This window comes from Luteibacter sp. TLI7-4A (assembly GCF_056754745.1).
The window spans coordinates 532,905-556,518 of sequence record NZ_JBPGWO010000001.1 but is presented as its reverse complement, the minus strand read 5'-3'; the positions used below and the strand labels follow the sequence as shown (position 1 = coordinate 556,518).

At 59.1% G+C, this 23,614-nt stretch carries 22 protein-coding genes; 19 read left to right on the top strand and 3 right to left on the bottom strand.

The genetic code is table 11. From position 1 onward, the window contains the following. Positions 1–13 precede the first annotated feature (13 nt). The 3 genes from ACR9Y6_RS02460 to ACR9Y6_RS02450 all read right to left on the bottom strand — a co-directional run bounded on the left by ACR9Y6_RS02460 (position 14) and on the right by ACR9Y6_RS02450 (position 2,155). Positions 14–520, bottom strand: a complete 507-nt coding sequence (locus tag ACR9Y6_RS02460) for a regulatory protein RecX (RefSeq protein WP_481279839.1) — start codon at positions 518–520, stop codon at positions 14–16. Continuing rightward, positions 507–1,547: a recombinase RecA gene (gene recA / locus ACR9Y6_RS02455; protein ID WP_371023277.1), complete on the bottom strand. Its 1,041-nt coding sequence runs from the start codon at positions 1,545–1,547 to the stop codon at positions 507–509. Before recA ends, ACR9Y6_RS02460 begins: the two co-directional genes overlap by 14 nt. A gap of 98 nt (positions 1,548–1,645) precedes the next feature. Beyond that, positions 1,646–2,155, bottom strand: coding sequence for a CinA family protein (locus ACR9Y6_RS02450; RefSeq protein ID WP_481279838.1), 510 nt, complete (start codon positions 2,153–2,155; stop codon positions 1,646–1,648). 1,112 nt (positions 2,156–3,267) lie between these two features. On the opposite strand from ACR9Y6_RS02450, the gene ACR9Y6_RS02445 reads away from it, so the two are divergent. From ACR9Y6_RS02445 to ACR9Y6_RS02355, 19 genes are all read left to right on the top strand, one after another. Continuing rightward, positions 3,268–3,786 (top strand): hypothetical protein, encoded by a 519-nt coding sequence (locus ACR9Y6_RS02445; RefSeq protein ID WP_481279837.1) that lies wholly within the window; start codon positions 3,268–3,270, stop codon positions 3,784–3,786. Between the two features lie 39 nt (positions 3,787–3,825). Beyond that, entirely contained in the window at positions 3,826–4,854 is a 1,029-nt protein-coding gene (locus tag ACR9Y6_RS02440; RefSeq protein WP_481279836.1) for a VirB8 family type IV secretion system protein, read from the top strand. After that, positions 4,854–5,666 carry a TrbG/VirB9 family P-type conjugative transfer protein gene (locus ACR9Y6_RS02435; protein WP_481279835.1) on the top strand — a complete coding sequence of 271 codons (813 nt, stop codon included), beginning with the start codon at positions 4,854–4,856 and terminating at the stop codon, positions 5,664–5,666. Before ACR9Y6_RS02440 ends, ACR9Y6_RS02435 begins: the two co-directional genes overlap by 1 nt. Beyond that, positions 5,663–6,928: a TrbI/VirB10 family protein gene (locus ACR9Y6_RS02430; protein ID WP_481279834.1), complete on the top strand. Its 1,266-nt coding sequence runs from the start codon at positions 5,663–5,665 to the stop codon at positions 6,926–6,928. The genes ACR9Y6_RS02435 and ACR9Y6_RS02430 overlap by 4 nt, the downstream gene beginning before the upstream one ends. 7 nt (positions 6,929–6,935) lie before the next feature. Beyond that, positions 6,936–7,976: a P-type DNA transfer ATPase VirB11 gene (gene virB11 / locus ACR9Y6_RS02425; protein WP_481279833.1), complete on the top strand. Its 1,041-nt coding sequence runs from the start codon at positions 6,936–6,938 to the stop codon at positions 7,974–7,976. Between the two features lie 56 nt (positions 7,977–8,032). Further along, positions 8,033–9,079, top strand: coding sequence for a lytic transglycosylase domain-containing protein (locus ACR9Y6_RS02420; RefSeq protein ID WP_481279832.1), 1,047 nt, complete (start codon positions 8,033–8,035; stop codon positions 9,077–9,079). A 129-nt stretch (positions 9,080–9,208) separates the two neighbouring features. Then, positions 9,209–9,637 (top strand): TrbC/VirB2 family protein, encoded by a 429-nt coding sequence (locus ACR9Y6_RS02415; protein ID WP_481279831.1) that lies wholly within the window; start codon positions 9,209–9,211, stop codon positions 9,635–9,637. Beyond that, positions 9,630–9,944, top strand: coding sequence for a VirB3 family type IV secretion system protein (locus ACR9Y6_RS02410; RefSeq protein ID WP_481279830.1), 315 nt, complete (start codon positions 9,630–9,632; stop codon positions 9,942–9,944). Before ACR9Y6_RS02415 ends, ACR9Y6_RS02410 begins: the two co-directional genes overlap by 8 nt. A gap of 58 nt (positions 9,945–10,002) precedes the next feature. Further along, positions 10,003–12,468: a VirB4 family type IV secretion/conjugal transfer ATPase gene (locus tag ACR9Y6_RS02405; protein ID WP_481279829.1), complete on the top strand. Its 2,466-nt coding sequence runs from the start codon at positions 10,003–10,005 to the stop codon at positions 12,466–12,468. Positions 12,469–12,501: 33 nt separating this feature from the next. After that, a complete protein-coding gene (locus tag ACR9Y6_RS02400) occupies positions 12,502–13,299 on the top strand; it encodes a hypothetical protein (RefSeq protein WP_481279828.1) in 798 nt (265 codons plus the stop codon). A 79-nt stretch (positions 13,300–13,378) separates the two neighbouring features. Continuing rightward, positions 13,379–14,467: a TrbL/VirB6 family protein gene (locus ACR9Y6_RS02395; RefSeq protein ID WP_481279827.1), complete on the top strand. Its 1,089-nt coding sequence runs from the start codon at positions 13,379–13,381 to the stop codon at positions 14,465–14,467. A gap of 3 nt (positions 14,468–14,470) precedes the next feature. Beyond that, positions 14,471–14,968, top strand: a complete 498-nt coding sequence (locus tag ACR9Y6_RS02390) for a DUF4189 domain-containing protein (RefSeq protein ID WP_481279826.1) — start codon at positions 14,471–14,473, stop codon at positions 14,966–14,968. Between the two features lie 664 nt (positions 14,969–15,632). Then, on the top strand, positions 15,633–16,277 hold the full coding sequence (locus tag ACR9Y6_RS02385) for a hypothetical protein (RefSeq protein ID WP_481279825.1): 645 nt from the start codon (positions 15,633–15,635) through the stop codon (positions 16,275–16,277). Positions 16,278–16,358: 81 nt separating this feature from the next. Further along, a complete protein-coding gene (locus ACR9Y6_RS02380; RefSeq protein WP_481279824.1) occupies positions 16,359–17,651 on the top strand; it encodes an XVIPCD domain-containing protein in 1,293 nt (430 codons plus the stop codon). A gap of 178 nt (positions 17,652–17,829) precedes the next feature. After that, positions 17,830–18,429: a hypothetical protein gene (locus ACR9Y6_RS02375; RefSeq protein ID WP_481279823.1), complete on the top strand. Its 600-nt coding sequence runs from the start codon at positions 17,830–17,832 to the stop codon at positions 18,427–18,429. Further along, a complete protein-coding gene (locus ACR9Y6_RS02370; RefSeq protein WP_481279822.1) occupies positions 18,426–19,856 on the top strand; it encodes an XVIPCD domain-containing protein in 1,431 nt (476 codons plus the stop codon). The genes ACR9Y6_RS02375 and ACR9Y6_RS02370 overlap by 4 nt, the downstream gene beginning before the upstream one ends. A gap of 70 nt (positions 19,857–19,926) precedes the next feature. After that, positions 19,927–20,448 carry a hypothetical protein gene (locus ACR9Y6_RS02365; protein ID WP_481279821.1) on the top strand — a complete coding sequence of 174 codons (522 nt, stop codon included), beginning with the start codon at positions 19,927–19,929 and terminating at the stop codon, positions 20,446–20,448. Then, positions 20,445–21,878, top strand: coding sequence for an XVIPCD domain-containing protein (locus ACR9Y6_RS02360; RefSeq protein ID WP_481279820.1), 1,434 nt, complete (start codon positions 20,445–20,447; stop codon positions 21,876–21,878). The genes ACR9Y6_RS02365 and ACR9Y6_RS02360 overlap by 4 nt, the downstream gene beginning before the upstream one ends. Before the next feature lie 33 nt (positions 21,879–21,911). Continuing rightward, entirely contained in the window at positions 21,912–23,594 is a 1,683-nt protein-coding gene (locus ACR9Y6_RS02355; RefSeq protein WP_481279819.1) for a type IV secretory system conjugative DNA transfer family protein, read from the top strand. Positions 23,595–23,614 lie beyond the last annotated feature (20 nt).

The following is a 23,614-nucleotide window of genomic DNA, read 5'->3' as shown; positions in this document are numbered from 1 at the left end:
AGGCTCACTGCCTTCAGTCGTCGTCGGCGTCTTCCGCATCGGCATGGGTAAGAACACGTACTGTGGCGGCGGCGAAGCCGCGACGCAAGAGGAATTGCGCCCTCCGCGCCCGCTCGGCGGGGTCGGTGGATGGCTTGCCGTAGCGTCGGCGCAGCTGATTCGCGGCCAGATCGTGCCAATCGACGTCCGCCGCCTCGATCAATTCGCGGATACGAGCATCGGCGATTCCCTGGCTACGCAGTTCGGCACGAATGCGGGCCGGCCCATAGCCCTGCCCCACCCGGCTGCGTACCAGGGACCCGGCGAAGCGGTCGTCGTCCTGGTAGCCCTGGTCGCCCAGCCGCTCGAGCGCAGCCACGGACTCATCGCGCTCGAAACCGCCGCGTTCCAGTTTCTGCTTGAGTTCGCGGCGGGAATGCTCGCGCCGGGCCAGCAGCCCAAGCGCCTTGTCGTATGCGGTACGGGTGGGGCGGTCGGCCTTGCCACCGCCCTTCCCCGTTTCCTTATCAGACTTCCTCAAGCTCGTCGGCCTCGGTCGAGGCTTCGGCCTTCGGGCCCGCCTTGACCAGCAGGCGGGCGCGCAACTCGGCATCCACTTCGTTGGCGATGGCCGGATTGTCGCGCAGGAACTGGCGCACGTTTTCCTTGCCCTGGCCGATGCGGTCACCCTTGTAGCTGTACCAGGCACCGGATTTGTCGATCAGATTCTCGCGAACGCCCAACTCGATGATCTCGCCTTCGCGCGACGTACCTTCGCCGTAGAGGATCTCGAACTCCGCCTGGCGGAACGGCGGCGCCACCTTGTTCTTTACGACCTTGACGCGCGTCTCCGAACCGATGACCTCCTCGCCCTTCTTCACCGCGCCGATACGGCGGATGTCCAGGCGAACCGAGGCGTAGAACTTCAATGCGTTACCACCGGTGGTGGTTTCGGGGCTGCCGAACATCACGCCGATCTTCATGCGGATCTGGTTGATGAAGATGACCAGGCAATTGGTCTTCTTGATGTTGGCGGTGAGCTTGCGCAGGGCCTGGCTCATCAGGCGGGCATGCAGGCCCACGTGAGAATCGCCCATCTCGCCTTCGATTTCGGCTTTCGGCGTCAGCGCGGCGACCGAGTCGACCACCACCATGTCCACGGCGCCGGAACGCACCAGCATGTCGGCGATCTCAAGCGCCTGTTCGCCGGTATCCGGCTGACTGACCAGCAGATCGGCGACATTCACGCCCAGTTTTTCGGCGTAGCTAGGATCGAGCGCATGTTCCGCGTCGACGAACGCCGCCGTGCCGCCCGCACGCTGGCAGGAGGCGATGGCCTGCAGTGTCAGCGTGGTCTTGCCCGAGGACTCCGGGCCGTAGATCTCGACGACGCGGCCACGCGGAAGGCCACCGATGCCCAGGGCGATGTCCAGGCCGAGCGATCCCGTCGACACCGTGTCGATCTGGTCGTCGACGCGGTCGCCAAGACGCATCACGGCACCCTTGCCGAACTGCTTTTCAATCTGGCCGAGGGCACTCGCCAGCGCCTTGCGCTTATTGTCGTCCATCGTGGTTTCCAGTCTCTTTGTGTAGGTGAGTATCTTGCCCGACCGTGGTCTCAGGGACTGCGATCCGCAATCGCCAAGTTTGCCATAGGCGGCCTGGTTCAGCCCTTTAGTTCGTCGGTCATTCCAACAAGCGCGGCAGCCACCGTCTGTCGCCGGACCGCCTCGCGATCCCCCTCGAAATGGTAGAGCCGAGCGTGGGCATAGCCCCCACGCCGCTTCCAGCCGATCCACACCGTGCCAACGGGTTTTTCCGGCGTGCCGCCAGAGGGGCCCGCGATCCCGGTGACCGCCACGGCCATGCCCGCACCGTATCGGGCCAGTGCCCCGGACACCATCTCGAGCACCGTCTCCTCGCTCACGGCACCGGTCCGTTCCAGGGTGCGGGGATTGACGCCAAGAAGGGCCTCCTTGGCGCTGTAGCTGTAGCTGACGACGCCGGCCTCGAACCAGGCCGAACTTCCCGCCAGGTCGGTCAGCGTCTTGGCGATCCAGCCACCGGTACACGATTCGGCGGTGGCGACCATCACCCGCCGCTCGAGCGCGGCGGCAGCGACATCCTGCGCGAGCGCCATCAACTCGGCGTCGGAGGGAATGACTGCGGAATCCATGGAGGTCCTGTCGGTAAAAGGAGAGGTTCTACTACCGGCGCCTCGGGATGTCGACGCGGGGACAGCCAGGGAACCCGATTTTTGGAGAATTATTCTATTGTTTCGATTGAAATATACGCCTACGATGGCACGTATTCATTGACATAATTACGCTCATGTCGGTTGCCACTACGCCACCCGAAGACGGCCCGCAGCCGGCTTGGCAGGGGATATTCATTAAGAGGTCACCGCCATAGAAGCTCACGGGCATCACCGAACAGGCCGGATCGTTCGGGAGACGAAGTGCGGGCATTCGCGGGCGCGCCCGCATAGCGACCCCGACGGATGCCCACAACACACTCTGACATTCGTCCACTGACGTGACGTCCTCCGTTCAGTCAGCATTTCGCATACGTCCAGCAGCGCCGTTGGACCTGCGATCGACCGGCTCACGCAACGCCTTGAATGAGGAACGATGTCGCACGACTGACACGACGGGATGACAACTTATTGCCCAAGGAGAGGGGGTACGCGATGGTTTCAACCGCAACCTTCATGAGACATACACAAATCCGGCAGTTACGTGACGCAACGCGCACGTACGGAGCGATGCCCGTCAACACTTCAGCGCGTTTCACGCATATTACATGCCCGCAATGTGTGACAAGAGTCCCAAAAACATGCACATCGACCACTAGTCAGAAATTTGGCGTTGCGTTATCTTTACATCGCGGACAGGGGTCCGCATCAGGGGTGGGGAATCCAAGGTCGATAAGGCGCAACCCTGAGTGGGCGATCATCGTATCGTCGCTCGTGCGCATGACCATTCTTCGCTGGCACGTTATGCAAGGGCGCCTACGCGCTCGTACAGGATGTTGTATGGATGAATTGCATGTCGCTAGGAGCCGGTTGGCTCAAGGCTCCAGCTACTGCCGGGGGCACCACCTCCGCCAGCGCATTCAGCGCGGCGGCACATCGATGGATACAGAGGCAGGCGGTCCTCCCCGCCCGCCCCGCTGCCCCGCGCCCTTCGTAACGAAGTAACGCATTCCCGGCTTCGCGCCTGGCGATGAGCCGCGTGAAGTGCTGCCGACGTTTTCCTCTTTGGTCTTCCGATGAATGACGAGCCACGCGTGAATAGAACCCTGCACCCTGCCCTTGCCATCTGCTTCGTCTCCGCGCTCGCCGTGCTGCTCACCGCTTGTGGCACACCGGCCGCGAAGGATTTCGGGGGTCGTTGGAAGCCGGTGAACCGGTACGACGACAAGACGGTCGAGATCCCGCTCGCGGTTCCCTACACCTATTACGCCGCACCCATGGATGGCACGTTGAAGACGATGCTGACGCGGTGGTCGAGCGATACGGGAATGAAGCTTCAGTACAAGCTTCGTTCGGACTTCACTTTGACGAAAGCCGCGGCTGCCATTCACACCTCGGAACTACGAGACGCGGCGTCTCAGATCAGCACCATCTACGGTCCACAAGGTGTAGCCGTCACGGTCAACGGTCCAGACCTCACCGTTGAGGAAGTCAGCGTCATCACCCCACAGCAACCAACTTCGAAACCTGTGACAGCCGCCCCGAAACCTGTATCTACACCCGCGCCGCCTGCTCCTTCCGAGCAAGTCGTCACCACCGCGGAAACGAAGTAACCCGCCGCGTAAGCAACGACGAACAGGCAGCCAGTCCCCATGCTGAAGAAAAAGAACTCACCGAAGATCGACGAGACTGTCGCGCGGAGCGTCAACTTCGAAGTAACCATCGCCGATATCGCTCGCCGAAACGAAAAACGTGCGTGGATCGTAGCGACCTGCTCTCTCGTGGTTTCCTTGTGCCTCATCGGCGGCTACTTCTACATTCTTCCTTTGAAGGAGAAGGTGCCCTACCTCGTGCTCGCGGACCCCTATTCGGGGACTAGTTCTCTTGCGCGACTGACGGACGACGTCGTCAATAGACAAGTCACGACGAGCGAAGCAGTAAACCGTAGCAACATCGCTCACTTCGTGCTTGCCCGAGAATCTTACGACCTGGCACTCACGAACATGCGCGACTGGCCCACCGTGATGACCATGGCTGCGCCGAATGTATCGGGCCCGTACCGGAGCTTGCATTCGCCTGCCAACGAATACAGCCCATATAAGCTATATGGGACAAACAAGGCTATCAGGGTCAAGATCCTCAGCATCGTACTGATCGGTGGCGGCATAAACACGACGCCGAAGGGAGCCACCGTGCGCTTTCAGCGTAGCGTGTACGACAAGGCAAATGGGGGCACCACTCCGCTCGACAGCAAGATCGCCACCATGGAATTCGTGTACAAGCCAAACCTCCGTATGGACGACCAAAGCCGGATCGAGAATCCGCTGGGCTTTCAGGTCACGAGCTACCGCGTCGACAATGACTACGGAAATTCAGTGCCTGCGGAAGTTCCGCAGCCTGCTGCTGCAGGAATTGCACCTGCGGCTGCGTCGTCGGCGGCTCCCGAACAGTCCATGGATCCCGATGACATGCCCGCTCCAGCCGCGACACCACAGCCCGGCCAGGCGAACCCTGTGCCGCTCACACAGGACACGCTCCAGAGTGGAACCCTCCCAGCCTCGCCACTCCCGAACGCCCCCATATATCCCGCGGCCGCGCAAGGCGCTTCCGTGACTCCCACCGCTACCGCTCCGGCGGTCCGCTCCACTCCACGAAGCGCCGCCAATGGAGGGCGCCGTTGATGAATCCATCCAGCAAGCTGAGCCTGCGAAGTGCCGTAGGGGCCGCAGCCCTTTGCCTCGGCCATTTCGCTTTCGCAGAAAATTCGCACGCGCTCCCGCCGACGTCCAACGCGACCGCATCATCGGCGCTCACCTCCTATGAGTATTCCGCAGACGGCATCTATCAAGTGCGCACTGGACTGGGAATCACCACGCAGATCGAGCTGAGCCCGAGCGAAAAGATCCTCGACTACAGCACGGGCTTCAGTAGCGGTTGGGACCTCACTCGGCGCGACAACGTTTTCTACGTGAAGCCGAAGAACGTCGACGTCGACACGAACATGATGATTCGTACAGCCACGCATTCGTACATCTTCGAGCTCAAGGTAGTCGCCACCGACTGGAAGACTCTGGACCAGGCTCGCCGTGCGGGTGTGCAGTACAAGATTGTCTTCAATTATCCCGCCGACACGAGTTTCATGGCGGAAACGAAGAAGGTCGAAGCTGCGCCCATGCTCGATACGGAGCTCGTAAAGGGACGCGATTACAACTTCGACTACGACTATTCGAAGACAGGACGAACAGCCGTTTGGCTGGTCCCGACCAACGTGTACGACGACGGTCGCTTCACTTATATAAAGATGCCTGACCTCAAGCAGTTCCCGACGGGTAACTTCCCGACGGTGTACATGCGTGAGAAAGAACATGGAGAGGACTCGGTGGTCAACACGACCGTGGAGGGCAATACCCTCGTTGTCCACGGCACGTACCCCTACCTGGTTATTCGTCACGACAATAACGTCGTGGGTCTGCGAAGGAACACAAAGAAGTGAGCCCGAACACGCCACATCACCCCGAAGACGAGTCCGGTCGCGGCAATACGCCGCCCCAGGACAATTCCACCGATCAACGCGATCCGCTGGCAGGAAATCCGTACGTTTCGCAAACGCGCCATGCGCAGCCTGACCTTGACAGCGGAGCGCCCCAACTCACCACCAGCGATATGCGCCGGATGAATCGACGCGCGCTAGGACTGCTGGCAAGCATTGCCTTGCTCTTGGTGGTCATTGCCGTATGGGCCTTCGGAGGCCTTGGCGGTGAAAAACAGAAGCCCAAGCAACGCGAGGAAACCGTCACGGTTCCGGAAGCACCGATGGCGCCTACACCGACGCCACCACCCACATTGCCACCGCCGCGTCAGCCGGAACCGATTCCCCTGGCCACTCAGCTTCCTCGCGAACCCGCTCGCGAGGCAAACGATGCCGAGCGCCCGCGAGGCCCTACCTTGCTCGAACGCCGGATCGCGGCTGCGAGCCAGGGCACAACCGGTGTCGCCAACGGCATTACCGGTGGAGGTCCAGGTGGCGCAGGGAATCCCATGCAGGGCTACATGATGCCGGATGCCAATGGTGGCGTTCCTCCGGCCGCTCCGCGGTTGAGCAATAACAACAATCTCGCTTATACCGCGGGCGCGTTGCCCGATGTGTCGAGCGCTGCACCGCTCACGCATCCCGACACCTTGATGTTGCGCGGCACGTTCATTCGCTGCGTGCTCGAAACCCGCATCATTACGGATATCCCCGGATTCACATCCTGCGTAGTAACCGAGCCAGTCTACTCGTTCACTGGAAAGCGCCTGCTCCTACCCAAGGGATCCAAGGTACTCGGCAAGTACGATATGGAACCTGATGGCCCGCGCGTCGCGGTGATCTGGGATCGCATCGTCACACCGACTGGAATCGACGTGAATATGGCGAGCCCCGGTATCGATACGCTTGGCGGTGCGGGACATCCTGGCCATTACAATGCTCATTGGGGTAGCCGAATCGGTGCCGCATTGCTGATCAGTCTTCTCAGCGACGCATTCAAGTACGAAGCGGCGGAGCACGGCCCGCGGACGACCACCATCAGCAATGGCGTCGTCACGCAGACCCCGTTCGAGAGCAATACCGCCGCTACGATTCAGCAGCTTGCGAACCAAGCAGTCCGGCGCGCATCGAACCGGCCTGCGACCGTCACCATCAACCAAGGCACCGTTCTCGCCATCTACGTCGCCAAAGACGTGGATTTCGCGGGCGTGGTCGCACGGTATTGAGAACGGCATGAGCGAAAGCGCACTCGCGACAGTCAGCACGGATTTTCTCGATTACCAGTACGAGGTGCTGGGAGTCAGGGACTTCCTCGCCGCGCAGGACGTCACGGAGATCTGCATCAACCGTCCCGGGGAGCTCTATCTGGAGCGACGCGGGGGCTGGCAGCGAGTGGAAGTTCCTTCACTGACGTTCGAACGAGCCCGCCAGTTTTGCACCGCCGTCGTCAATGAGAGCAATACGGGCCAACGGATCACGGACACCGACCCGGTGGTATCACTGACGTTCCCGACTGGGCAACGCGCCCAGTTTGTCATTCCGCCGGCCTGCGAAGCCGGCCGGGTGTCCATCACGATCCGCCTTCCTTCAAAACAAACCCGCACGCTGGAACAGTATCGCGAAGATGGCTTCTTCGATGAGATTCTCGAAGGCGCCAACACGATATCGCAGGTCGATAAGGAATTGCTGGAACTGCGGGGAGAGCGGCGTTACGCGGACTTCTTCCGCCATGCCGTGCTCAATAAGAAGAATATCGTCGTCGCAGGCGCCACGGGCAGCGGCAAAACCACCTTCATGAAGTCGTTGGTAAATCACATTCCGGCTGACGAGCGCCTTGTAACGATCGAGGACGCCCGGGAATTGTTCATAGACCAGCCGAACGTGGTTCACCTGCTCTATTCGAAGGGCGGCCAAAGCGCAGCTAACGTTACCGCAAAAAGCTGTATGGAGGCCTGCCTTCGCATGAAACCCGACCGGATCATCCTTGCGGAATTGAGAGGCGACGAGTCGTTCTATTTCATCCGAAACTGTGCATCCGGCCACCCCGGGTCGATTACAAGCTGCCACGCAGGCAGTGTCGAGCAGACCTGGGATCAGTTGGCACTGATGGTGAAGGCCTCCACCGAAGGTGCTGGACTCGAGTTTTCAACGATCAAGCGTCTTTTGATGCTGACCATCGACATCGTCGTACATATCAAGGCACACGCCGGCAGGCGATATATCACAGGCATCGATTTCAATCCGGCTCGCGCGCTGGGCGCGGACGGGGGATAGAGCGATCAACCACTGGGTCATTAGACAGGAGTTGTAAGGTGCTACCAGGACTGGAAATGATGAGCTGCCAAAACCTCGCCGTCCCGGCCGAGGTGATGCAACACGTCGTCAACGTCGAGTCGAGCCGCAACCCATACGCCATCGGCGTGGTGGGCGGCCAACTTGTGCGCCAGCCTCAAAACCTGCCCGAGGCGGTCGCCACCGTACGGATGCTCGAGGAACGGGGCTACAACTACTCACTCGGTATCGCACAGGTAAACCGCGCCAACTTCGGAAAGTACGGTCTCGATACGTACGAAAAGGCCTTCGAATACTGTCCCAACCTCGTGGCCGGATCTCGGATCCTCGCACAATGCTATGCGAGCGCCGGCAAGGACTGGGGCAAGGCTTTCAGCTGCTATTACTCCGGAAACTTCACGACCGGATACCAGGACGGATACGTCCAGCGAGTATTCGAGTCCATGGCGCGCAGTGGCACATTCGCCGGTGCGAAACCCATACCGCTGACCGGCACGGCTCCCACCAGGGTCGCCAGCATCGGTAAAGGGATCGACGGAATCACCCCCGATAGCCCCTTGTACCGCGTGGCGATGCGGAGTGTTCTCGATTCCGCGACATCCGCGACCATCTCGCCAGCGCTCGCTGCCGCTACCGGCCTGCCGAGTGGTACCGGCCAAACCTTGCAGGACATGCAAGAAGGCAACACCGACCTTTCACTCCCCGGATCCGTGCCGATAACCAATCCGGCTCTCATCAATACCCCGGACCCTGCGCCTGGCCCGATTCCCACCGATCCGGCGACGGCTGCACTGATGAAGCAAATTGGTCCCCAGTTACCACAGAACACACAACTCCAGCCCGGGCAGATTCGCACCGACCCGGGAACAGCCGCAGTCATGTCCCAGATCGGCGTATCCGCCTCTTCGCCCGCCGGAAACGAAGCCGCGCCCGCGTCTTCCAACGACGTGTTCGTTCCCCAGGTTCGCGGCCCTAACGATCCCGTGCCGGGCGCGGCACCTCAGCCGTCACAGGTGCCTTCGCGGCCCGCGGTAGACAGCGCCGATCTACGTAACGGAGGCTCGGACGATGCCTTCGTGTTCTGACTCGGGGCAAATACCGGATGGAATGCCGGCCGCCCTAGCACCGTTGGCTGCGCGGAACGTGGCCTTTTCAGCACCGGCGGATCAATCAGGCCGCCTCATTTGATTCAACCGTAACGAAGGAACCCAACGATGTCCCTGTCAACCCTCAGCACCACTATCGCCAAGTCGAAGCACCCGCTCCTCCATACGGTTGCCCTGTTTGCCGTGATTGCCCTATTCGTCATGCCCGAGCTTGCGTTTGCCCAGGACACGAAGGACAAGGTCTGTGGCTTCTTCACGAGCATCAAGAGCATCTTGAATGCGGCCTCGATCGTCGTCGTGACCGTGGCCGTCATTTTCTCGGGCTACCAGATCGCGTTCGCCCACAAGCGAATCTCCGACGTCACCCCGGCGCTCATCGGCGGCGTACTGATCGGCGCCGCTGCACAGATCGCCAAGACCGTCGTTGGCGACGACACTACCGATACCAACCAGTGCCAGGGGCCGGGTACCAGCGGCGTAGGCATGATCATGAACGTCATGCAGGTGGCGATGCATTTCCTCCACTTCCATGCATAAAAACGTACTGTTCCGCGGCTGCACTCGCCCTCCCATGTTCATGGGCGTGCCCTACGTGCCCTTCTTCATGGGCGCCGGGTCGTGCTTGCTGCTGGCCATGTACTTCGACTACTGGTTCCTGCTTCTCATCCCGGTTGTCATCTTCATCATGCGGATGATGGCGAAGCGCGATGAGATGATTTTCCGTCTGCTTGGACTGCGCTTTCAGTTCAAGACCCGAATCAGGAATGTGCAGGAGCACGGCGGCATGTGGGTATTCACGCCCAACAGCTACCGCGATCCTGCAAGGGACAAGCGCAAGAAATAGGAATCCCGCCCTGGCAACTGGTGCCAGGGCCTTTTGAGCTCCTAACGGTATCGCCAACATGTTTACGCCCGACGCGCCCATATCCTCCCACATCACGCTCTCCAGCCACGTGTCACCCACGGTCGTAAAAACGACGGGTGGCGACTTCATGCTGGTGTGGCGCCTGGCGGGTCTACCATTCGTGGGGCGCGAAGAATGGGAGATCGAACACCGCCACAACACCTTCAACAGAATGTTGCAGACGTTGCGTGCGCCGGACTATCCGAACGTCGCATTTTGGGTTCATGACATTCGGCGCCGCCGCCCCATCCGCGATGGATCCAAGTTCAGCCAACCCTTCAACCAGGCCCTGTCGGACGACTATTACACTTCACTATCCAGCCAAAAGCTCATGCAGAACGAGCTTTACCTGACGATGATCTACCGTCCGGTCGTCGAGGGAAAACGATGGGTCGAAAAGAGCGCCAACGTCGAGCGCCTGGAACAGGAACAAGCCCAGGCGATAGGTACCATACTGGAGCTCGCGGGCAACGTTGAAGCCGTTTTGAAGGATTACGCGCCGTATCGACTGGGCCTTTACGAGGCACCCAACGGCATTGTCTTTTCCGAAATCCTCGAGCTCTACGGCTACATCCTCAATCGCCTCGACGAGCCCGTTCCCTCGCTAAGCGCGCCCATATACGAGTATCTACCGGTCAGTCGCCAGCGTTTCTCGGCAAAGACCGGTGACTTCGTCCTTACCACGCCCGATGGGCAAAATCACTTCGGCGCTATTCTGAACGTCAAGGAATATGTGGAAAGTACCTATCCAGGCATCTTGAACGGCCTCAAGTACCTCGATTTCGAGTATGTCATCACACATTCCTTCTCCCCCATGGGCAGACAGAACGCGCTTTCGGCGCTCGAACGCACGAAAGGAATGATGATCTCGTCCGGCGACAAGGCCGTCAGCCAGATCATTGAACTGGACCACGCCATGGACCAACTGGCCTCGGGCAACTTCGTCCTGGGCGAGTACCACTTCTCGATCGCCATTTATGCAGCTAGCCAGGAACTACTGTCGCAGCAGATCGCGTCCACTCGAGCCGAACTATCCAATGCCGGCTTCGTTTCCGTGAAGGAAGACCTGGCCGTCACCGCGGCTTTCTATGCGCAGTTTCCCGGCAACTGGAAGTACCGCACGCGCCTGGCCAACGTCAGTTCATTGAACTTCCTCGGACTTTCGCCGCTGCACAACTTCGCCACGGGTAAGAAGGAGAATAATCCATGGGGCAATTGTGTCACCACGTTGCAGACCACGAACGGGCAGCCTTATTACTTCAATTTTCACGCCACACATCCGGCGGAGAATTCCCTGGGTGAGAAGGCGATTGCCAACACGATGGTCATCGGCAAATCCGGCACAGGTAAGACGGCGCTTATCAATTTCCTGCTTAGCCAGGTACAGAAGCTCGATCCCTCACCGACCATCTTCTTCTTCGATAAGGATCGCGGCGCCGAAATATTCGTTCGCGCCTGCGGTGGAAATTACCTCGCCCTGGAGAACGGCAAGCCAACCGGCTTCAACCCATTCCATTGTGAACGCACGGAGGAGAACGTGCAGTTCCTCGCGGATCTCATCAAGGTCCTGATCGGCAAGAGCGTGTATAGCTCTCGCGAAGAAGAAGACATCTTCCGCGCCGTGGAGAACATGCTCGACACCCCGATGCACCTGCGAAATATGACGAATTTCCAGAAGAGCCTGCCGAACCTTGGCGACGATGGTCTCTTCATTCGTATGCGTAAGTGGACCGCAGGTAACTCGCTGGGATGGGTCTTCGACAACCCCAGGGATACGATCGATCTCAGCAAGGCCAACATCATTGGCTTCGATTATACCGACATCATCGACAACGCCGAGATCCGCGCTCCCGTTATCAATTACCTCCTCCACAAGTTGGAGGATCTTATCGATGGCCGGCGCCTCATCTATGTGATGGACGAGTTCTGGAAGATCCTCGACGGCAAGGGTGGCCTGAAAGAGTTCGCGAAGAACAAGCAAAAGACTATTCGAAAGCAGAACGGCATGGGCATCTTCGCCACCCAGAGCCCTGAAGATGCTCTGGCGAGCGACATCTCCGCCGCATTGATCGAGCAAACGGCGACGATGATTCTCCTGCCCAATCCCAATGCCAGCAGGGAAGACTACGTCGACGGCCTGAAGCTCACCGATGCTGAGTACCAGGTCGTCGTCAGCCTCGACGAAAGGTCGCGCTGCTTCCTTGTCAAACAAGGCCACGCGTCCGCTGTTTGCCAGTTGAACCTTCGTGGGCTCGACGATGCCTTGTCCGTCATTTCCGCATCCACCGACAACATCGAGATCATGCACGAGATCATCAAGGCCCGCGCGGAGAGCGAGGGTGTATCTCCTGACGATCTAAGACCCGAACAATGGCTGGAAACATTCTATGAGAATCGGAAAGGTAGCGGCAAAGGCAGGCCATCACCACGCCCCACTCCATCGTCGTCGAAGCGCGTCGCTTAATTCCCACTTATCGATTCAGGACAGGAAGACGCCATGAGCATCAAGACTCCTTTGAAGACCCTACACAACACTTTCCTCAAAGTGACGGCAGCAGCGGCACTCACGCTAGCCTGCGGAACCCATACCGACCCGGCCCGGGCTGGCGTCCCGGTGATCGATTACACCGCCATCGCCAACTCGCTCCAGAATTACTGGGATCAGTACGGTCGTTGGGTAGAAACAGCACAGCACTACCAGGAGGTCATGCAGCACTACACGCAACAGGCAGCCTTCTGGCAGACACAGCTCAACAAGCTTCAACATCTCAACTTCACGCTCTTCACTCTCAAGCATCAGTTCACGGAAGTGGCCGAGGACTTCGGTGTCGAAGTGGAGTGCCCCGGTCGTGTCGCTTCCGGTGGGCTCGCAGGCGTCCTCGACTCCGCACTGGACAAGCTCCTTCCGGACATGAACGGCGATGTCATCCAACAACAGCAAAACATCTGCGCCCTTATCGTCCAGGCCAAGAACCTCAAATATAACGACACCGTCCGCTACCTGAACTATGTGGCGGAGAAAGGTACCGAAATGGCGAATGTGCAGAGTAGTCTGATCGGCAAGATCGGCGAATCGGATGGCAATACGAATGCATTCAATGCACAGGTGGCGGAGTTTGGCCAGACCCTGAATACAGCCCGAGCCCAGTGGGAGTCGAACCAGAAGCAGGCGGATGCGCAGATCGATATGCTCCTCACCATGCAGGCAAACCTTTCCCGGCGAGCGATGAACGGCTCACCCAGCGTCCTTGGAACCGTCGTCGATGCCGCGGCCCTGAAAGCCGCATTCAACTGATCCATCTACACGGAAGGCACGGATCCGTTAAATACAACTGCGCTAGCCACGGCTCGCGCGACACAGGGACAAAGGCGACATGCCAAACATTACTGGTTATATATATTTTCGGCTGGTCTACGATTACCTGAACACGCAGATCAGCAAGTTCGGCATGGACCTGATGGGCCGCATGATGTCGTGGGCAAGCGCGATCGCACTGGTTCTGGTTACGATCTGGATCCTCGTGCAGGGATATCGCATTCTGACGGGCCAATCTCGTGAGCCGCTCATGGCTACCGTACTCAACATGGGACGTATCGTGGTCATCGTCGGAGCGGCGACCACGATGGCGGTAGCCGGCACAGGACTTCACCAGTTCCTGACCGTCGACCTGGACAAGGAGGTCCATGAACTCTTCACCGGTGACGGCAACAATACAACAGCAGAATCGATCGACCGCAATCTCGCCTGGACTCAGCTGGCATTGAGCACGATCAATTCGGTACAAGTCGTTCCGACCGACGCGGAAATGCTCGCGAGCAAGGAACGGGCATCGTGGATAGCCACTTTCGGATCGGCCAGCCCCCCGATGGCGGCCGGCGTGATGCTGCTCCTCTACCAATTCGCGATGGCGCTCTTTATCGGCCTCGGTCCACTCTTCATCCTCTGCCTGATCTTCGACCAGACAAAGTCGCTATTCCAACGGTGGCTCATGTACGGCATAGGTACCGTCTTCTCCATGGCCCTTCTCAGCGTGGTGTGCAGCATCGTGCTCACACTCACCATCAAGATCAGCGAGGCGATGTGGGGCGCGAAGATCGTCAACAAGCTACTGGGAAGCAGCAGTGAGGGTTTGAACAGCATCGCCATGCAACAAGGCGGCATCGGCCTGTTGCTGACTGCACTCATTGTCTCCGTGCCACCCATGGCGGCGATGTTCTTCCAGGGCACCCTGGGCAATTTCCTGACGTACTCTGCGTTTGGCGGAGCGGGGAGCAGTATAGGTCCAAGCGGACAGCCTCCTGGGTCTTGGTCGTCGCACAGAATCAGCGGTGGTGACGATCAAACCAGTTCAAGCAAAATGACAACTCAAAGTGCGGGTGGTTACAGCGCGCGGGCCATGGGAGTATCTGCAGCGCCCCAGCTTGATCAAGTGAAAACAACGCCCACCGAGAATCGAGCATAAGTCATGCATTCAATGAAACTTGCTATATTTCTTATTCTTAATATCGCGGCAACTCGATCTTTCGCAGAAGGCGGATGCCCACCCGGCCAGTATCCCCAGCAGGGCAACGGATGGCGTGCGTGCGTGCCAGCGGGTGGCACAACCGATCAAGTGCCCGGCGACAACTTTCAGGGACCCACCAAGGTCGCACGTTGGGTTGCATTGGCTTCCGATACGCCGAAAGGAATTTTAGGCAAAGGACTTAATGCCAGTTCAGAGGACGACGCGACATCTGCAGCTAAGGCAGATTGTTCTGCGCAGGGCGGCCAGGATTGCCAAATCATCGGTGTTGTAAAAAACCAATGCGTTTCAATGGCCGTAGGTAAGACGCAGCTTGCAACGTCTGAAGGACTTACACAATTGACCGCAGAGAGACTCGCAATAGAGAAGTGCCAAAAAGCAGGGTCCGAAGGATGCGCCACGTTCTACTCAGCTTGTGCGAAACCCGCCCTCGTTAACTGAATTTAAGCATATGTTTACCTTTCGCAACGGGGAGCGTTGCCGACTCGACAATCGGACGAAATGAAATAGCCTGTTCATAGAACTAGAAAGTAGCCATGCGAGCATACGTAAAAGCTCGCCCTATTAACCGCGCTCTTCCCCACAGCTTTCGTTTACGCAAAGGCCTCCCGGGATAGATTCCTCAGCAAGGCAACCGATGGAGCTCATGTATCCCGGCAAATGGAACATCGGCAACAGCAGGGTCCGTCAGACAACTCGTCGATTCACGGAGGACTGCTCGGTGAGTTTCGGTAGCGGTCGATACCGATAAGGCAATATTCGGTAAGTCAAAAGAAAGCAGGACAGAGCAAAGGGAGAGGAGGAAAGCAGTGTAATGGCCGCTTTCATGGCCAAGGGTGGAGAGAGAAACCTGTCACATCAACTGAAGAATGGATGTATCGCAGTGGCACTCAGCGGCGCCGTCTTTGCGACGGCGTCCGGCCCAATGACAGGAACTGCCAATTCTGCTGCGATCGTGAATTGCAAGAAGGCGAACAATCCTGATTGTTAGATCATTTACTCAAGGCGCGTACACCCCATATATCGATGATCCGCCAGGTACCCACGGTGAGGCCGGCGACGTCCTGATCGGCCAATCGCAATACTGATTTACGTAGGTGCTTCCATGAGATATCGCAGTCACATTGTCGTCATCGTAGCCGGGCTGTTCGCCATTTCGTCGGCAAACGCCCAGTCCTCCAACCCCTACGCCAAGCCCCACCCTGCCCCGATCGCCACGGCGCAAGACAAAGGAAGCCAGATGGACGACATCAAATCGTTTGCCACTGCTGGCACAAGGATCCTCGATTCGCAAACTGGAGACCTGACGGGAAGCGGCCGATCCGGTGTGCTGTTGATACTCGAGCCGATGCCCACCGGTAACGAGAAGCTGGGTGAAGGCCGCCGGCGCGATGTTGTATTGCTTACGCGAGATGCCTCCGGCCATCTGCAGAGGGCGGCGTCGAACGCCTTGGTCGTCCCTTGCGGCACCTGCGGCGGCACAGCGGGCGACCCATATGGCTACGCCCGGATTGCCCATGGAGAGTTTACGATCGCCAATGGCGGCGGCAGTCGTGAACGGTGGTCGGACGAATACACCTTCACCTATGCCGCGGACAAGAAGGATTGGTTCGTCACGAAGGTGACACGCTCCGTATCAGACACCGATACAGAGAAGCAAAAGCACGTCGAGCTGACAACAAAAGAACTGGGTGTCGTGTCGTTCAAGGATTTCGATCCCTCCAAACTGCCAGAGGTCACTCTGCCTTAATTACGTCAACTCCGCCCGGATCGGCGGGTTATATAAGGTGCGCAGGAGGCATGCCGAGCGTAAGTCAAACAGGAGTTACATATGGCGATTGACCGTGAAACGCAAATGCTGACGGACGCGACGGCGGCCGGCATCACATCCCCGAGGGAACTGGCCAATTTCATGGCTCAGGTTACCCATGAATCGAATGGCCTCAACCGCCTGGAAGAGAGCTTCCGCTATACCCGGAACATCTCGCAGATTCCCGTGCAATCGGCGTGGCGTGAAGGCCCCGAGGCACTTGAGTCTGCCCGCGTCCAGGCTCTGCAGGGCCACCCGGAGCGCTTGGCCGAACTCATGTACGGTGGGCGCAACGGCAACGACCAACCAGGAGACGGTTGGCGTTACCACGGCCGAGGCTATATCCAGCTCACCGGCAAGGATAACTATCGCGCCGCAGGCGAAGCGCTCGATCTCGACCTCGTCGGTCATCCCGAACTCGCCGCTGAACCGCAGAACGCGTCGCGCATCGCGGTCTGGTACTGGGAGAATCGGGTGCCGGAGGCCGCTCGCGAAAACGTGCGCGCGGCGACCCTTGCGGTCAATGGTAAATACAACGGCCTGGAAGATCGCGAAGCCCGTTTCGAGGACTGGCAGCGTCGTCTCACACCCGAAGTGATGCAGCGCCTCGGCGGGGGCTCCGTCAGCTATCCTTCACCCTCGCCCAGGCATGCCGAGCCAGAGCAGCGGGTAATGAAGGAAGGAATGCACGGCGAAGATGTACGCGTGCTCCAGGCGAACCTCGCCCGCCTCGGCTACACCGACAACCATCATCAGCCCTTGCATACCGACGGGCACCTTGGCCCGGGGACTCGGTCCGCGCTCGAGGCTTATCAACGCGATCATCACCTGGTGGTGGACGGGGTAGCGGGGCCAAAGACGTTGGCAGCCATCGAACAACAGATACATGCGCAAGCGACGCAAGAGACGGCACCTATCATACGGTTGGACAATCCGGCCCACCCCGATCACGCACTGTACGAACAGGCCCGTGTAGCCGTCCATCGTCTGGATGCCCAGCATCAACGAACACCAGATCAACAGAGCGACAACCTCGCCGCCTCGTTGACAGTCGCAGCAAAACGGGAAGGCCTGAGGTCGATCGATAACGTCGTGTTGAGTGAGGATGCCAGCCTCGCATATGCCGTGGCCGGTGACATGAACTCTCCGCACAAGCGCATCGCCGAGGTTCCAACGGCACCAGCCGTCAATACACCGGTCGCGCAGAGCACGGCGGAATTGGCCAAATCCTCGACCGCCGATCCAACGAACGATCAATCCCAACGGCAAGCCGGCCCGCAGCCGCACTTCTCGCAGCCTACATTCGGCGTGTAACCCGGGAGAGCCATATGATTACTTATGCTCGGCGCGTTCAGACTTACTCCAACTGTAAATCCGACTTCAGCTGCGATAAGGGGCCTGCTCCGGCCCCCTTGCTTCAAATCTTCACTCGGTCCATCAGGGACCGGGGGATCCCCTTTTCGCGCGATTCGTCCCTAGCGCACCTCCCCGCATGACCCACCTGGGCCTCATGCGGCGGATCGTGCAGGTCACCGTCCCTGGCCTGTTTCTTTCACTTACAGCATGTGGTGGAAACATGGACCCCAACATCGAACTGAACGCCAACCCGCAACGACGCTACGAGATCGTCGTGACAGTCAAAGATCCACCGGGTGCCTTCGATCGTATCGACGCACGGGCGGATTTCCAGGTAAAGAACGAATCCTGCGTTCCTCAGGCGCCGATTTCGGGTGCACGACGTGTGCCCCGAACTTCGGCGCCCGTGGATATTGAACAGGCTACCGACGGCACTTTTCGAGGAACTGTCTACCTCGACCTAATCAAGAATCAGGACTACTTCGGGCTCGGTACGTGCGAATGGTCTCTTGTTGCCGTTGGAATCGGGGCCCGGATCAAGGCGGGAACCTTTACTGCTTCATTATTCAACGATGACCTATTGGCCGGCAGGAAGGTCACTAGCTATTTCCCGAAGCAGGCGTACGAAATGTCTGCCAAAGAGTTCGATATCTCAGGAGACACGGACTCGACGAGATATGGCACCCCGGACAACTCCTTCTCTATCACCGTGCATGCGAGGGAGAGTGACCAGTGACGCTGCGGCATACGGATTACGCACTTCTGGCACAGGATGCATACACGACGACTCGATCCGGTGCTCGGGTCAAGCTGGACGGTGTCGAGTACGCGGTCATCGATAAGGTCGACGCGACTTCGTCGGGGTTCCAGGGCGTCGCTTATAGGAGATTAGACACGTTCGAAGTCGTCATCGCCTATCGTGGAACTGAGTTCGACAGGGAAGCGGCCCGCGATGGCTTGGTCGACGCAGGCATGGTTTTCGCCGGCATAAATGCACAGGCGGCGGACGCAGAAAAATTCACCCGACGGGTGATCGACAGGGCGGCTTATGACGCATTGGTTGCCCGTAGGCCGTTCAACGTCAGCGTAACGGGGCATTCCCTCGGCGGCACGCTGGCCGAAATGAACGCCTGCCGTTTCAATCTTCGAGGCGAGACTTTCAATGCATACGGCGCCGCAGGACTTGGTGGCATACCTCGGGGCGGCCATGACGTGATCAATCACGTGCGTGCGGGAGATCCAGTTAGTGCAGCCAGCAGCCATTTCGGTGAAGTGAGGGTATACGCCACCAAGGAAGATATCGATCGACTGGGTGATGCCGGGTACGGCAGGGACAGGGGACTGCAGATCTTCAGAACCGCCCAAGGCGTTGACTTCACATCACACTATATAGACAACTTCACACCTCGGAGCGCCGTCGGCAGAGGGTCGATCCTTACTCCAGACCATGAGCAGATCTATCGCGATAACCGCGTGCTTGTTGATCAGTACAGATCGGAGGTCTTTGAGATTCGAAAACATGCCGCGGTCATCTGGGAAACTCGCGACATGGTTATCGACGGCATGCAAACTGCCGGTCACGCCGTGGCAGATCAGGCCAAGCACGGCGCGCAGCTTGTTGGAACGGGGGCGCGCCATGCCGCATCGGGCACGATAGACGTCATGCGAGCGGCCGGACTGGTCGCGGAGCCAGCAGCAACCGCATTGTGGGGATCGAAATATGGTTCATTGGAGCTCGAGAAGCTGGTGAACCCGCCGCAACTGAACGACGCTGCGCATCCTGATAATAAACTGTTCGAGCAGGCGCGCCAGGCCGTCTATCAGCTGGATACGAAGCACGGCCGAGCGCCGGACATGCTGAGCGAAAACCTGGCTGCCTCCCTAACCGTCGTGGCGCGCCGCGAAGGCATGAACCGTATAGACCACGTAGCTCTGAGCGAAGACGCCCAACGGGCCTACGCTGTACAGGGTGAGTTGAATTCACCATTCAAGAAGGTCGCCGAGATATCTACCGAGGTCGGTATTTCCACGTCGGTCAAGGAGAATACATCGGTGCTCCATGACCTGGCGGCGCAACAGCAATCCAATCCCGAAGTGCCTTCGCAAGCACTTTCCATGCAGCAACAAAATCACACGCCGGCCGGGCCGGCCATGGGCAGGTAGGCCGATGAGACCAACGACCGCTCTACTCGCCACGCTCCTCCCCCTGACTTCCGCCGCATACGGTGCCACGATGAACAAGCCCGATATCAAGCTCAATCCTCATCCGCGGATGCGCTACGAGATCACCGTCAAGGTGGATGGCGCACCCGGCCCGTTCGATCGCGTCGAGGGAGTGGTGGACTACCGAGTGACCAACGAAGCATGCGTGCCGCTAACGCCGGTTACCGGAGCCACCGTGGCGCCCGAGAAACGCGTACCCATCACTCTTACGCCAGCCGGAAACAACGTCTACAAGGGTGAAGTGTTCGCCGATCTTCTCCAGGACGAAGATTACTATGGCAAGGGAGTCTGTCATTGGTCGGTGGTCGCGGCGAGCGCGAACCTTTTTGTGAAACAGGTCGATTTCAGCGCGCCGCTCTTCCGCGACGAACTCTTCAAGGGCAAGCCCGTCACTCGCTATTACTCGAATCGCTCCTATGCGACGACGCAGTTGGATCGTGTGGACGTCGGCGAGACGGATCGCGCGCAATACCAGGATGAGGCCAACGCCACGTTCTCCATCACCGTCCATGCCGAGGAGAAGCATCCATGAGCCTCTCGTCCACGGACTACGCCTTACTCGCCCAGGATTCGTACCACGACCCCGTTCTCAACAAGCCGAAAGAACTCGGTGGCGTTGCCTACGAAGCCATCGATGTTGCGAGCAATCCGCTAACAGGGTTCCAGGCCACGGCTTATCGCCGGCTGGATACGGGTGAAATCGTCATCGCGTATCGTGGTACAGAGTTCGATCGCGAGCCAGTGCAGGATGGCGGAGTGGATGCGGGCATGGTTCTCACCGGCCTGAACCTTCAGCGTTCCGATTCAGAAGCGTTCACGGAACGTGTGCTCGAACGCGCGAAGTTGGAAGCGGACCTGCATCATCGTCCGTTGCAGATCACGGTTACCGGTCATTCCCTTGGCGGCACCCTCGCCGAGTTGAACGCGTCCAAATATGGTTTGAAAGGCGAGACCTTCAACGCCTATGGAGCGGCCGGTTTGCGTGAAGGGGTGCCTGAGGGTGGAACACAGGTCATCGACCACGTACGGGCTGGTGATCTGGTCAGCGCGGCGAGTCCACATTTCGGCGAGGTCAGGATCTATGCCGCGCAGAAAGATATCGATACCCTGACGCACGCCGGTTATCGCGACGACAGTGGCATCCTGAGCCCCCGCAATCCGATCAAGGCAACGGATTTCGACGCGCACGCCATCGACAATTTCGTGCCGGATAGCAAACTTCTCGGCCAGTCGATCATCGCCCCCGAGAACCAGGCCCGCTATCGCGCGCACGAGGGCATGGTCGACCGGTATCGCAATGACGTAAGAGATATTCGTCTGGGCCTGTCGGCTTCCTGGGAAATTCCCAAGGCCATCGGGGAGTTCAAGGATGCCGTCGAGCATCGGGTTGCAGAGGCGGTCGAACACGGTGCCCGAGCCATCGAGAAGGGTGTCGCCCAGGTGGTCCACGAAGCGCGGGAGGGCCTCGACCATCTGAAGCAGGGTGCGCAGCACCTGGGCAACGGTATCGCCGACGGATGGAACACCCTCACCCATCCCGGGTCATGGTTCGAACACGATAAGCCTTCCGTGCCGTTGGACCACGTCGCCCATCCGGACCACGGGCTGTTCAAGCAGGCCCGCGAAGCCGTTCATCAACTCGATCGGGCGCATTCCCGCACCCCTGATGTCACGAGCGACAACGTCGCCGGAAAACTCGTCGTATCCGCCCGCAAGGACGGGCTCGACCGTATCGATCGTGCCGTTCTCAGCGACGACACGTTACGCATCTACGGCGTTCAGGGCGACCTGAACTCTCCCTTGAAGAAGTTGACCGAGGTGCAGACCCAACAAGCTGCACAGACGTCGGTAGCCGAAAGCAGCGCTGAATGGAAGCAAGTTGCAGCACACGCCCGGCAGCAGGCGCAAGCGACAGTCCAGCAGACGACCCAGGAAAGGACGCAGCCAGCACCTGGTCCGTGACATTGCAGAACGAAAGGAAGAGGTAAGAAACGCATGACAAGAACCAGGGGATATTGGGCGGCCGGACTGCTCGTTCTAGCGCTCATCGTCGGTGAATTGCTCGCCGGCTATCTGACGCTGTTGTTCCTCAGGCTCGGGCAGGTGCCGCTAAAGCTGGGCACGTACGTCGATTACCTGCGCGTGCTCGATCTGCCCCAGGTCCAATCGTACGCGTGGAAGATCAAGGCCGCGGGCGGTCTTGGCTTCGGACTTCCCCTGCTGACATGGTGCGCATGCTTCTTCCTTCTTCTGCGAAAGAAGAAGCCTTCCATGCACGGCGACGCCCGCTTCGCCACCGCCTCCGACCTGCGCAAGCAGAACATGCTCTCCCCCGCTCCGAACGGCATCCTCGTGGGCAAGTTCAAGGGCAACCTGGTCCGTCTTCCTGGCCAGCAGTTCGTGATTCTCGCCGCGCCCACCCGCTCGGGCAAGGGCGTCGGCGTGGTGATCCCGAACCTGCTCGATTACCAGGAATCGGTGGTGGTGCTGGATATCAAGCAGGAGAACTTCGACCTGACCAGTGGCTGGCGCAAATCGCAGGGGCAGGAAATCTATCTGTTCAACCCGTTCGCCGAAGACCGTCGCACGCACCGCTGGAATCCATTGAGTTATGTCTCCAAGGACCCCGCATTCCGCGTGTCGGACCTCATGAGCATCGCCTCGATGCTCTACCCCGACGTATCCGACGACCAGAAGTTCTGGGTGAGCCAGGCGCGCAACGCCTTCATGGCGTTCTCGCTATACCTCTGCGAGAAGTGGGAGGACGACGAGAAGAAAGGCCGGCCGACGATCGTGCGCAGCAAGCCTACCCTGGGCATGATCTATCGCCTGTCGTCGGGCGATGGCACCGACCTGCGCGAGCTGTACACGCGACTCTCGAAGGAACCCTTCCTGAGCGCCAACGCCCAATCGGCCTTCGCCAACCTCCTCTCGCAAGCCAACGAAACCTTCGCCTCCATCCTCGGTACCTTCAAGGAGCCGTTGAACGCCTGGATCAACCCCGTGCTGGACGCGGCCACCAGTGAGGACGATTTCCTGCTCACCGATGTACGCAAGAAGAAGATGACGATCTATATCGGTATCCAGCCGAACAAGCTGGCCGAGAGCAAGCTGATCGTGAACCTGTTCTTCAGCCAGCTGATCAACCTCAATACCAAGGTGCTGCCACAGAACGATCCGACCCTGAAGCACCAGTGCCTGCTGCTCATGGACGAGTTCACATCGATCGGCAGGGTGGAGATCATTGCCTCGGCGGTGTCGTACATGGCGGGCTACAACATCCGCCTCCTTCCCATCATCCAGAGCATGGCCCAGCTCGACGCCACTTACGGCAAGGATGTGTCACGCACGGTCATCACGAACCATGCGCTCCAAATCGTCTACGCCCCGCGCGAACAGCAGGACGCCAACGATTACTCCGACATGCTCGGCTATACGACGGTACGCCGCGAGAACATCACCAAGAGCAAGAAGGGCGACGTGTCGAAGAGTCACTCCGAGGAGAAACGTGCACTCATGCTTCCGCAGGAATTGAAAGCCATGGGCACCGAGAAGGAAGTGTTCCTCTACGAAGGCATTCCACACCCGGTGATGTGCGAAAAGATCCGCTACTACCAGGACAAATACTTCACGTCGCGATTGATGGAAAAGGCGAAGATCGAACCGCTCTCCATCTGACAAGACCACAGATACACGCA